Origin of the sequence: Exiguobacterium sp. s194 (genome assembly GCF_018618275.1) — a bacterium.
GTDB lineage: Bacteria > Bacillota > Bacilli > Exiguobacteriales > Exiguobacteriaceae > Exiguobacterium > Exiguobacterium chiriqhucha.
Genome location: NZ_JACSLT010000003.1, coordinates 114,114 through 126,038, shown reverse-complemented (window position 1 = coordinate 126,038; position 11,925 = coordinate 114,114). Strand labels below are relative to the sequence as shown.

Annotated in this window: 13 protein-coding genes; 8 read left to right on the top strand and 5 right to left on the bottom strand. The window is 51.2% G+C overall.

Going from position 1 to position 11,925, the window contains the following annotated elements:
- Positions 1-31 precede the first annotated feature (31 nt).
- Positions 32-1,681 carry a glycoside hydrolase family 13 protein gene (locus KNP85_RS04500; protein ID WP_214801583.1) on the top strand — a complete coding sequence of 550 codons (1,650 nt, stop codon included), beginning with the start codon at positions 32-34 and terminating at the stop codon, positions 1,679-1,681.
- A 103-nt stretch (positions 1,682-1,784) separates the two neighbouring features.
- On the top strand, positions 1,785-2,291 hold the full coding sequence (locus KNP85_RS04495) for a flavodoxin domain-containing protein (RefSeq protein WP_021068053.1): 507 nt from the start codon (positions 1,785-1,787) through the stop codon (positions 2,289-2,291).
- On the opposite strand, the gene KNP85_RS04490 is transcribed toward KNP85_RS04495, so the two are convergent.
- Positions 2,255-3,853: a glycoside hydrolase family 55 protein gene (locus KNP85_RS04490; protein ID WP_214801580.1), complete on the bottom strand. Its 1,599-nt coding sequence runs from the start codon at positions 3,851-3,853 to the stop codon at positions 2,255-2,257. The two genes, KNP85_RS04495 and KNP85_RS04490, sit on opposite strands and share 37 nt — an antisense overlap.
- 267 nt (positions 3,854-4,120) lie before the next feature.
- Between KNP85_RS04490 and KNP85_RS04485 the strand changes: the two genes are divergently transcribed.
- The 4 genes from KNP85_RS04485 to KNP85_RS04470 all read left to right on the top strand — a co-directional run bounded on the left by KNP85_RS04485 (position 4,121) and on the right by KNP85_RS04470 (position 5,935).
- Positions 4,121-4,321: a cold-shock protein gene (locus KNP85_RS04485; protein WP_016507985.1), complete on the top strand. Its 201-nt coding sequence runs from the start codon at positions 4,121-4,123 to the stop codon at positions 4,319-4,321.
- 126 nt (positions 4,322-4,447) lie between these two features.
- The gene (locus KNP85_RS04480; RefSeq protein WP_021068055.1) at positions 4,448-4,861 is read left to right on the top strand and encodes a pyridoxamine 5'-phosphate oxidase family protein; all 414 of its coding nucleotides are present in this window, start codon (positions 4,448-4,450) and stop codon (positions 4,859-4,861) included.
- A gap of 191 nt (positions 4,862-5,052) precedes the next feature.
- Positions 5,053-5,556 (top strand): DoxX family protein, encoded by a 504-nt coding sequence (locus tag KNP85_RS04475; protein ID WP_021068056.1) that lies wholly within the window; start codon positions 5,053-5,055, stop codon positions 5,554-5,556.
- Between the two features lie 82 nt (positions 5,557-5,638).
- Positions 5,639-5,935 (top strand): DUF3817 domain-containing protein, encoded by a 297-nt coding sequence (locus tag KNP85_RS04470; RefSeq protein ID WP_214718520.1) that lies wholly within the window; start codon positions 5,639-5,641, stop codon positions 5,933-5,935.
- Between the two features lie 21 nt (positions 5,936-5,956).
- Here the strand turns inward: KNP85_RS04470 and KNP85_RS04465 are convergent, their stop codons facing one another.
- Positions 5,957-7,210 carry an MFS transporter gene (locus tag KNP85_RS04465; RefSeq protein WP_214715122.1) on the bottom strand — a complete coding sequence of 418 codons (1,254 nt, stop codon included), beginning with the start codon at positions 7,208-7,210 and terminating at the stop codon, positions 5,957-5,959.
- 110 nt (positions 7,211-7,320) lie between these two features.
- On the opposite strand from KNP85_RS04465, the gene KNP85_RS04460 reads away from it, so the two are divergent.
- Positions 7,321-8,511, top strand: a complete 1,191-nt coding sequence (locus KNP85_RS04460) for a helix-turn-helix domain-containing protein (protein WP_214801577.1) — start codon at positions 7,321-7,323, stop codon at positions 8,509-8,511.
- Positions 8,512-8,515: 4 nt separating this feature from the next.
- Here the strand turns inward: KNP85_RS04460 and KNP85_RS04455 are convergent, their stop codons facing one another.
- A complete protein-coding gene (locus KNP85_RS04455) occupies positions 8,516-9,523 on the bottom strand; it encodes a S66 family peptidase (RefSeq protein WP_214801575.1) in 1,008 nt (335 codons plus the stop codon).
- A 63-nt stretch (positions 9,524-9,586) separates the two neighbouring features.
- Positions 9,587-9,913 (bottom strand): winged helix-turn-helix transcriptional regulator, encoded by a 327-nt coding sequence (locus KNP85_RS04450; protein WP_214715116.1) that lies wholly within the window; start codon positions 9,911-9,913, stop codon positions 9,587-9,589.
- 106 nt (positions 9,914-10,019) lie between these two features.
- Here KNP85_RS04450 and KNP85_RS04445 point away from each other — a divergent pair, with 106 nt between their 5' ends.
- Entirely contained in the window at positions 10,020-10,820 is an 801-nt protein-coding gene (locus KNP85_RS04445; RefSeq protein WP_214718516.1) for a VOC family protein, read from the top strand.
- Positions 10,821-10,833: 13 nt separating this feature from the next.
- Here KNP85_RS04445 and KNP85_RS04440 read toward each other — a convergent pair whose 3' ends face one another.
- Entirely contained in the window at positions 10,834-11,826 is a 993-nt protein-coding gene (locus tag KNP85_RS04440) for a 5'-3' exonuclease (RefSeq protein ID WP_021068063.1), read from the bottom strand.
- Between the last annotated feature and the right edge of the window lie 99 nt (positions 11,827-11,925).

Here is an 11,925-nt window from a genome sequence, read left to right as displayed (position 1 = left end):
AAATCGACAGAACGTATGAGGAGGATGAAACATGAAACAATGGTGGAAAGAAGCGGTCGTCTATCAAATTTACCCGCGTAGCTTTAATGACTCGAACGGTGACGGGATTGGGGACATCCCTGGAATCACTGAGAAGATGTCGTATTTGGCGGAACTCGGCATCGATGTCATCTGGCTATCGCCGGTGTACGATTCACCGAACGACGACAACGGATACGACATCCGCGATTACCGGGCCATCATGGATGAGTTCGGAACGATGGACGATTTCGATGCGATGCTCGAAGAAGCGCATCGTCACGGCATCAAAATCATGATGGACCTCGTCGTCAACCATTCGTCGGACGAACACCAATGGTTCATGGAATCGCGCTCCTCAAAATACAGCCCGTACCGGGACTACTACATTTGGAAAAAAGGCGAGAACGGTCAGCCGCCAACGAACTGGGGCGCTTTCTTCGGAGGGAGTGCGTGGCAATACGATGAGGCAAGCGACGAATACTACTTGCATCTGTTCAGCAAAAAGCAACCAGACTTGAACTGGGAGTCAGAGACGTTGCGCCGTGAAGTATACGATTTGATGACGTACTGGCTCGATAAAGGAGTCGACGGTTTCCGAATGGATGTCATCAACATGATCTCGAAAGATCCGAGCTATCCAGACGGCGAGACGCGTGGGACGGGTTATGGGGACGGCACACCGTTCTTCTTCAACGGGCCGCGCATCCATGAGTTCATGCAGGAGATGAACCGTGAGGTCTTGTCGAAATACGATACGATCACGGTCGGTGAGATGCCGGGCGTCAGCGTCGACGAGGCGAAACTTTATACGGGAACAGACCGTGACGAGTTGAACATGGTGTTCCATTTCGAACACGTCGACGTCGGCAACGGCAGTTTCGGCAAATGGAATCCGACGGACTGGAAGTTGACGGACTTGAAGACAATCTTCTCGCGTTGGCAAGAAGGTCTTGAAGAAGATGGCTGGAACAGTCTCTACTGGAGCAACCATGATCAACCGCGAGCCATCTCACGGTTCGGGAACGACTCGGACGAATACCGTGTCGTCTCCGGTAAAATGCTGGCGACGCTCCTGCACATGTTGAAAGGAACGCCTTACATCTATCAAGGTGAAGAGTTGGGGATGACGAACGTGGCGTTCGACTCGATCGATGAGTACCGCGATATCGAGACGCTCAACGCGTATCGGGATTACACGACGAACGGACTGTTGACGCATGATGAGATTTTCCGCGGCATTCACGCACGTGGGCGCGACAACTCACGGACGCCGGTCCAGTGGTCGGCCGAGGCGCAAGGCGGATTCACGTCCGGCACGCCTTGGATCGGGGTCAACCCGAACTATGTGACCGTGAACGCGGAAGCGGCACGACGCGATCCGGACTCGCTCTTCCATTACTATCGCCAATTGATTCAGCTCCGTAAACAACATCCGATTGTCGTCTACGGGAAGTATGAGTTGTTGCTGCCGGACGATGAAGCGGTATACGCCTTCACACGTACGTTCGAAGGCGAGACGTGGCTCGTGCTCTGCAACTTCTCAGCTGAGACGGTGACGCGGGAGCTGCCGTATGACGTGACAGAACGCGTCATCGGCAACATGGAACCAATCGAGCCGTTCACGCTTCGTCCGTACGAAGCGCAAGTGTATAAAGTGTGACGAAAAAAACTCGCCTCCTTGGCGAGTTTTTGTTGTGTCGTTAGTAAAGATGACCCGTTTCGGGAATAAGGATAGTAGAGTCTGACCGAAAGGGGGAAACACGATGAATACGTTAATTGCTTATTCGACCCGCTACGGGACGAGTGAGAAAGTCGCCCATCTGTTGGCGGAGCGGCTTCCGGGAGACGTCCACATTCAAAACGTGGTCGAAGCACCGGACGTCGAGTGGGGGACGGTCGACCATGTGATTGTCGGCAGCTCAATCCGGATGGGCAAAATTCAAGACGAGATGACGGCTTGGCTGCACATCAACGAAGCTCAATTGCTCAAACGACCGCTCGGCCTCTATTTATGTGCCGGTACGCCGACCCCAGCCGAACGGCAACGGGAGCTCGAGGACGCGTATCGAGAAGTGTTGCGTGCACACGCTTATTTTGTCGAGGTCGTCGGCAACGGCTATGATTTCGAGCGGATGGGCTTTCTCGACAAAGCCATCGTCCGCATGATGGCAAAACAGACGGTGAGTTCGCTCAATTTAGACGAGACGATGCTCGATGAACTCGTCGAGGCGGCTCAAACATCGTTGCGTACACGGTCTGAGAACCCGTAAGCAAACAAGTCGTGAGCCTCGATTGGACTACTCGTGGAGATGAGCACATCTCCACTTTTTTGTTCGCCTTCGATTCGCTGGAGCGTAATATTCGTCAACTGGCCACCAATTTTCAATGCGACCGGGGCCGAGTTGCGACAGATAACGTCCTCGATCGTGACGTGGTCGGTCCGGTTATCGCCGCCGAACAGTTCAATGTCGGCCCGACCCGATGCAAATCCGCTCGTCGCAATCCGTTTCAAACGTACGTTGCGAGATTTATATTGGACGGCGAGGGCTGGATTGGCGCGATAATCGTAATCCGGATTGCCGATGGCCGTAAATCCATGAATCAAAACGTCCTGATACGCCGACACGACGAGGCTGCGTGCCGAAGATTTCGTATACAGCTTCGAGCGGACCGGTTCCATCGAGACGAGATTCGTCCCTGAAAGGAAGCGTGCCGTCTTCGACTGTGGGTCATCGGCCAAGTGATGGCTGATGTGACGGAAATTGAACGACCGATTGTCGTGATACGAGAAGTGTCCGAATATGTGGACATCGTGAGCGGCCGACGACGTCCCGTGCGCTTTCACTTCGACGCCCCCGAAACAACCTTCGCTCATATTATTGACGAGCGTGACGTGGCGTGACCCGTCATCAATCTCGATCCCGTTCGAGTTCGAGAAGCCATGGGCGTGGGTGCGTCCGTGTGGATGATGGCAGTAACAGTTCGTGATATAGAGGGCGTCGCTATGATGGGTCGTAATGCCGTCGTCCCCGTAATTCGTCGCTTCGCAATGGTCGAGCCACACGTACCGGCTCCCTTTTTTGGCGCGAAGCCCGTCCCCTAAGTAATGATAATGAGGAGACGTGATATCGAAGGCATGGAGTCCAGCGTTTTTCGCCGTGACATGGTGAATCCAACCGAATTTGACGTGCGCGAACGTCAATGCGCTCGAAGCGGTATCGCCACTCGAGGTCCGGTCGACGTCACCGAGGCGCTCCACGTTCCAGTCGAGCGTCAAATGTGCGACTTCAATATGGTGGTTTCCGGCGAACGGGGTTGCATTTCGAAGCAACCGTCGATGTTTCGGAGCTCGGTCCGAGAGCTTGATGATCGTTTCCTGCTGGCTTGCCCCTTCAAGCACACAGTTCGACGGGATGCGGATGCCGCGGACGACATACACGCCGGCCGGCACGTGGACGTGGCGGTTCGACCGGAGGGCGAGCCGGAAAGCGAGCGTGCAATCGGTCAAACCATCCCCGACGGCCCCGTAGTCGGTGACGTCGACATGTTGGCGTGTCGCTTGTCTCAAGTTCAAGTGCTCGGCGTCGAGCCGACGCATCCATACCGGGCGGACGATTCCGTCCACTGTCTCGAGGGGTAAGGAACTTGTCACTGGGACGATGCGTTCGGTCATCGGCAGGTGAGAGAGATAGGTTTTCGCTTGGTCGGGATAGTGGTCCTGTCGTGTCGTCTCATGCCAATCAAGTGTTTCTTTCAAGAGATCACCGAGCGCCCAGTTCGAATGGTGGGCGATGGTGGCAGCGATATTCGAGCGATCAATGTATGCGGTCATATGCTTCATCCTCCTAGCGTTCACTACAATTGAATGTACCCGTTTTAAAAGTATTTTTAGCAAACCGAAGTATTTAGTAGACAGAAGCATTTATCCGTGGTATATTCTATATGTGCTTAATTAAGAATAGCTGGAAACATAATTCACAAAACGCTTTGGATTATTTTTCGTTTAAGATAATCCTAGAGGTTTGTGATTTTTTATTGGTCAGTTTTTTCTAGTAAGGCACTACTAGAACGCACAGCGTTTATTTCAGGAGGGTTCATTATGAACACAGGTAAAGTAAAATGGTTTAACTCAGAAAAAGGTTACGGCTTCATCGAAATGGAAGGCGGAGACGACGTATTCGTACACTTCTCAGCAATCCAAGGCGACGGCTTCAAGACACTTGAAGAAGGCCAAGCAGTAACTTTCGAAATCACTGACGGAGCTCGTGGACCACAAGCTTCTAACGTTGAAAAAATCTAATCTTCCTTCCTAAGGAATTTTATAACCTGCTCGCTTCGGCGAGCAGGTTTTTTGTTGTCCGCGTGTTTAATCACTTGTCCCAGGGGAATGAATATACGAGTGACTACCACAAGGAGGTTTTTCAGAATGGATGCAATGCAAACGGCAAGACAGATTTTAGATCATAGTAACGTGGGCACGATGGCGACGGTCTATAAAGGAAAGCCGCACAGCCGTTATATGACTTTTTTTCATGATGAGCTGACACTCTACACGGCAACATCGAAAGACACGGATAAAGTCGATGAACTGAAGAACAATCCGTATACGCATATTCTGATTGGCTATGACGGCGATGGCGTCGGGGATACGTATCTTGAGATTTTGGGGGAGACGACGGTATCCGATGACGAATCAATGAAAGAAAAAGTATGGAACGAGAAACTCGAAGGCTGGTTCGACGGTCCGGATGATCCGAAACTCGTCATCTTAAAAATCTCGCCGCAATCGATGCGTGTGATGAATAAAAAAGGGCAGCCGCCCCAAGAAGTAAATCTGTAATTCAAACAAAGACGTCCCGAGTGGGCGTCTTTTGTAATTGACCAATTTCCAAAAAGTGACTGACCTGTGACACACATATGAACGAAACGTGAACTGTTATCCTAACCTATGTGAAAAGATGAACATGGATGTTATATTGTGAATGTAATCACATATAAGACATCATTCACTCATTCTAAGGAGGAATTATCATGTTCACAAAATTTTGGCAGAACCACAACGTCGCCACCGGTATTTTGACAGTCCTTCGTGTCTGGCTCGGCTATCACTGGCTCACAGCAGGTTGGGGCAAGATCACAGGCGGATTCGGTTCAGAAGGTTTCCTCAATAACGCACTGACCCTCGCAACAGGCGATCACCCAGCTGTAGCCGGTTGGTGGGCAGCATTCCTTGAAAACTTCGCCATCCCGAACGCTGCCTTGTTCGATGTGTTGATTCCATACGGTGAATTCCTAGTGGGTCTTGGGCTCTTGGTTGGTGCCCTCACACGTAGCGCAGCCTTCTTCGGTCTCGTGATGAACATGGCGTTCTTGCTCTCAGGTACGGTCAGCACGAATCCAACGATGTTGATTGTCTCAGTCCTCATTCTTGTCGCAGGCTATAATGCTGGGAAACTTGGTGTCGATGGATTGTTCCTACGCAAATTCGTGGAAACAAAAGTCATGCATCGTTCACCAAATCGTCAAATAGCGTAACGACTTTATGACGTTCTCCTGTGACAAACATCACCTCTTTCGGCTACGATGGACGTAGCATCGATTGAAAAGGAGAACGAATATGAACGCGACACGTTTTAAATGGCTTGGATACACAGAGGGGATGTCTTTCTTACTCTTGTTGCTCTTCGCGATGCCGCTCAAGTACTTGGCGGGCATGCCGCTTGCCGTCAGCATCGTCGGCGCGGCCCACGGTTTCTTGTTCGTCGCTTATGTGGCGGCAGCCGTCTATATGGCATGGCGTTTCAACTGGGGCTTCAAAGTGTTGGTCCTCGCGGTTATGGCATCCGTTATCCCGTTCGGACCGTTCTTGTTAGAGAAACGAGTCCTACCATCTACAGAAAAGACATCGAATTGAGGTTCGATGTCTTTTTTGCGTTCATGCACTTTCTGCTTGCGCTGACACAGCGGCTTTTTCGGCAGTGATGTCGTGACGGATCCGATACATCGCGAACAACGTGATGGTGAGCAGGCAGAGCATGCAAATCGTATAGAGTGAAGCGACCGGCATCCATTCGCTTAATAGGCCAAACACGATGAAGCCGAACGGTGTGATGCCCATCGCGAGGGATTCGAGGACACCAATCACGCGACCGAGATAACTCGGTTCCGTGTTCGTCTGTAAATAGAGCTGGATGGGGATATTGACACGGATGATGAAGAACCCGCTTAATAAGGCGAAACCAGCGAAGAAGACGATAGCTGGTGTGACTGAGAAGTCGAAATAGAGCGGGACGGCCGGTCCGATAAAGAGGCAACTCATAATGATCAGCGCGGTTCGGGTCGTGGCTAGCCGATGTTTGATTTGAAAGACCGGCAATGCATGGGCGAGCGAGGCGACTAAAAATCCGACGGCGAACATGCTTTCTAAAAATCCGAATTGAAGCGGGCTGACGCCGATTTCTTGTAGGGCGGCAATCGGGAACAGCACTTCGGTGGCAACAAAAAAGAAATTGAGCAAGGCGGCCAAGAGGGTCAACGTCCAAAGTACGCGCTGGCGTTTCAAGTAGCGGAAGCCAGACCGGACCTCGGACCAAGTCGATTGCTCGCTGGGGACATGGTCGTACGCTTTAAAGTGGAGACGAGAGGCGACAAGAGCGGCGATCATAAATAAGAGAGACGAGCTGAAGAGAAACGCTGATACCGGAAGTAACGTGAACAGTGCCCCGGCGAGCAGCGGCGTGCCGATGCTTGAGATGGAGATGGTACTTTGAATGAGGGAATTGGCGCGTTGGAGTCCGTCTTCGTCGAACAAGAATGGAATCGAACTCGATAATGTGACGGATAAGAAAGTCGAGACGACAGAGAGCAGACATGTGATAATCAAGAAAGCAGGAACGCCGAACGTCCAGACGAGACTCGCGATGCCGGCAGCTAAAAATAATAAGGCGTTCACGGACTCCATCGTAATGATCACGCGCTTGCGATCCAGTTTGTCGGCAAACGCCCCAGCAAACGGAGATAATAAGACACGTGGCACTGTGCCGGCAAGCAAGACGAGTGCGAACTGTAGTCCCGAACCGGACGTCGTCAGAACCGTCAGTCCCGCGACGAACGTGAAGAGACTGGATGCAAACAACGACATGAATTTTCCGAGCAATAATACATACAAGTTTGATGAAGTGGTCGTCATATCGATTCTCCTTTACAGTTAAGTTCAATCTGATTTAACTTTATAGTAAACGATGACACTCGATTTGTATACAATAAGTTCAATTAAATTTAACTTTTAAGAGGTGCTCTATGATTGGACAACGGATTAAAGCGTTACGCAAAGAAAAAAAACTGACGCAAAGCCAGCTCGCTGAAGGCATCATCACGAAATCGATGCTCAGTATGATTGAGAACGGCAAAGCAGAGACGTCGATGCGCAGCCTTCGTGAAATCGCGAAACGACTCGACGTGTCGGTACAGTCATTGCTCGTCGATCCTCGCGAGGAGGACTTACAGAAAATCGTCGAGGAGATTGAATATACGCAAGGAGGTCTCCACTCATGGGAAGACGAGGCCGTTCAGAAGGCGCTCCTCCCTTACGTGGACGTTGAGATGAACTCGGTATGGCAAGGGAAGGCGTACACGTTACTCGCGGACAGTGTATTTTATAGTGGGAATCAACAACAACTGTTGGAGTGGTATGATCGGGCAATCGCGGTGTTTGAGCGGCTCGAGGAGAAAGAAGAATTGATTATGGCCCGCATCAGCCAAGCGTTTTATCTGCTTATGTGGAATCGGTTTGATGAGGCAATTGAACGGATCGATACGATTGAATTGATTGATTCGAGAAGCATGAAGACGAAGACCCGCGTCGAATTCAGCATGTTGATGGTGTTTCGAAATATGTTGTATGACGATGATTTACCAGGCGCGATTCGTCGTCTCGAAGATACGCTTGATTACATGAAACGAACGAAAATGTACTATCGGGTCGACGATGTATATCGAACGATTGCCATTTGTGCCCTTTATTTAAAAGATGAAGCAACGATTGTCGATGCGCTACAAAAAGCGAAACAATACACGAGCTTCACGGACGACGTGACGATGAAAATACGCCTGGCGATGACAGAAGCGCTCTATGCGATTGAATATCGGAAGACGGATCTTCTACAGCAACAGATTGCTGTCATGAATCAGTTGCTAGAAGGAAATACAGAATTCATCGCAGCGTTCGAGATGAGTAAAGGCGTCTATTTCGCGTTGACTGGTGAGATAGAGGCAGCCCGGAAATCGTTTTTGAAACTGTTGGAGCATCATGATCAATGGTCGAAGCATGGATTTGTCGATCAAGCGATTTATTTCGAAGGGTTATTAATTGGAACGAGTCACGGGTGTGGGGATGAATGGGTCCCGTTGATCGAACGAGAAGTGGGTCTGTTCCCGGAAGGTCGTTTCCGCAGCCATCTGATGTCGCTCATCAAAAAAATCAAGGGCTGACGCGTCAGCCCTTGAACGTTTGAATGAGTGTACCTTTGCCGTCCTCGACTTGAATCGAGGCGTGGGCACCGTTGATGAGTGTCATTTGCGGCGGGACGTGCCCGCAGTCGATATCGTAAATGACAGGGACGTCGAGCAAGTACTGCAGTTCCGCATACACGTCTTCTGCCGTGTAGCCTTGGACGGGCTGTTGGGCCGCGCTACGCCCGAACAGAATGCCAGACGTATGATTGAACCAACCGGCCCACTTCATTTGAAGCAGGGTCTGTTTGAGTGCCGGGACATCGAGCTCGGCGTTTTCGAAATACCAAAGGATCGGCTCCCCGTTCAAATGGGTCTGTTGGAACGTGGCGACGTCGCCGTACGGTGTACCAATCGTATGCATCAGGACATCGATACAGCCGCCGAGCAGTCGTCCGGTCGCTTCTGTCCCGCCGAGTGATTTCCACTCCGTCGGTTCGGTCAAATGATAGACGTGCGGGCTCGGGTTCTCATGTTGCCACTCTTTTTGGAACTGTTCCGAGGCGAGCTGGATGACCGTCTCGCCTTCTTTCGCTGAAACGACGTCGAGCCAACGTGAGCTCGTCGCATCCCATTCTTCGCCGCGCAGGTCGACGAGGTTCGTCCCGTGAGCAGAGGCGATGCCGGTCTTGAGCGTATACACGAATAGGAATAAGCTGACGTCCGAATAGCCGAGCATCCATTTCGGCGGGAGCGCGTCCCAGTCAATCGCGTCTAGCAACTCAATCAAAAGGACGCCGCCCCATGGCGGGATAATTAAATCGATGGCGTCATCGTGGAACAAACGCGTCAATTCATCGGCCCGGACTTTTGCCGGTGCCGATTTTGCTTTGTCTTGCGTACAGACCGATGGCTCGAATTGGAGCGTGAACCCGTGGCGGCTGAATGTCGCCTCGGCTTCATGGAGCAGTCCATGTAATTCAGCGGGAACGCCAGACGAAGGGGCCGTCACACCGAAGTGATGTCCGGTCAATTGTGGATAACGAATCATGTGAGCCTCCTGTGGATAAGTGATGGTTGGTGTTGCGGGAATAGGTTATCCACATGTGGACAATTATTTATTGCGCATACGTTCTGCGTGTTGGATGCCCCAAGCGTTCATCGTCTCAAGAACGGGAATCAACGTCTTCCCATATTCGCTCAAGCGATAGTCGACACGAGGCGGGACTTCCGGATAGACGGTGCGGATGATGATGTCTTGCTCTTCTAAATCGCGAAGCTGTGCCGTCAAAATCTTTTGACTGATATTTGGGAGCGAGCGTTTCAATTCGCTGAACCGCAACGTGTCTCCATTAATGAGCGCGAGTAAAATCGACGGTTTCCATTTCCCCGTGATCAACTCGAGCGCGGTATCGACCTCACAACTTGAAATCAGTGGCATCAGTCTCACTCCTCTCTACAGTATCCTTGAGGTAACTATACCACCTTTTTGTGCCGTCTTCTGTCGATGCTACTTAGCGGGTATACTGAGAAAGAGGTGATCAAGGATGAACTTAACAAACATTAAACTCGGCGCCGTCACATTGCGCGTCAACGATTTAGAAATGATGAAAACATATTATGAGCGCGTCATCGGAATGGATGTACTCGAGACGTCAGAACATCGCGTCACACTCGGAACGAACGAAATGGCGCTCGTCGTCTTACATGAGGTGAGCGGCGTGCGTCCAAATCCACGAACAGCTGGCTTGTTCCATATGGCGATCCTATTGCCAAACCGCGTCGAACTCGGACGGATCCTTCGTCATTTGATTGAACAACGGATTGAAGTCGGACAAGGAGATCATTTGGTCAGTGAGGCGTTCTATTTGAGCGACCCGGAAGGTAACGGCATCGAGCTCTACGCCGATCGTCCCCGCGAGCAGTGGGAATATGAAGCGAACGGTCATGTGAAGATGTCGACGGACCCGGTTGAATATGAATCGATGCTTGAGGCGGCGGCCGACCGTCCGTTCACGGGTCTTCCGAACGGGACGACGATGGGGCATGTCCACTTCAAAGTACGTTCCCTAGAAGCGGCAAAATCATTCTATCAAAATCGTCTCGGTTTCAAGGTGACGACCGATTCGTATCCGGGCGCCTTATTTTTAGCGGCCGACGGGTATCATCACCACATTGGCGCGAACGTCTGGGCCCGACCAAGCCAGCCGATGGGACAAGAGGCCGGTCTGGAGGCGTGGACGCTCTTGGTCGATACGGCCACGAATCGCGAACTCGGCGGGACGACATCGGAATGGTCGCTCACCGATGACGACGGCATCACGGTCAATATAAAAAGCGTGGACTAATGTCCGCGCTTTTTTAGCGTGCTGAAATTTTCTTTTGACTTGAATCAAACGAGAGGCGAATGCCGCGCTTTTGATACGCTTGTTCGACACGTTTTGAATTGATACTGAGCTCAAGATGAGCGAGTTTCAAGTGTTCAAGTTCTGGCACCGTGACATCGAGACGGACGAGCTCCATGTTGCGCTCGGCCTTTTTACGTGTGCGTCTCAAGTTACGGGGCACTTCTTCTGACGTCAGTGCCGCGATCGTTTCATTGATCAATTGTCGTTTGTCGCCTTTGACGCTGAGCGCCGTATAGAGCTTATCGAGCGAACCGAAGCGTTTGATTAACTGGACCGATTGACTTTCATCTAATCCGGCCACAGGTGGAATCCCGTCTGAACGGTCTCCTGTCAATGCTTTGACTGCTGAGAGCTGTTTTGGCTTCAATCCCTCGTACAATGCCGCAATCTCCTCAGGGCGAATCTCGAGATGTCGCTTGAGCGGGAGCGGGCGATTGTCTTTGATGTCGCAACGAGCCTGCATTTGTTGCAGCTCTTGCGTTTGAAGCCAGACGGTGATGCGTGGGCTCACGAGCTGAAGCAAGTCCTTGTCTTTCGTCATAATGACGACAGGGGCGCTACAGCTAAACTTCCGAGCGATATGAGCAATCAAATCTTCACCTTCATAGCCTTCGACTTGATATTGCGGAATGCCGCTCTCTTCAAGCAATTGGCGCATGAGTTCCATTTGTGCTTTCAACTCGGGTGGTGTCTGGCGGCGACGGCGTTTATAGCCTGGATAGAGCTCGCGGCGCCATAATGTTTCACGTGAGACGTCCCACACGACGACGAAATGAGTCGGACGATGTCTGCGTAGAATCGTCCGGATGAGGCCGGTCATACCGATGACGGCACTCCGATCGTTTTTAGATACCTCGCGTCCTTTTTTCGTTCGGCTCGCGGCGGCACCATAGTAGGCACTGGCCAGCATGGAGTTTCCGTCAATTAAAAATAGTTTACGTTCCATGCGTAACCTTCTTTCTGTAGTTGTTGGACCGAACATTGATGAACTGTTCGGTGATGTTGTGTCAATGAGTGACACGCACTCAAATTAGCAACATATGTG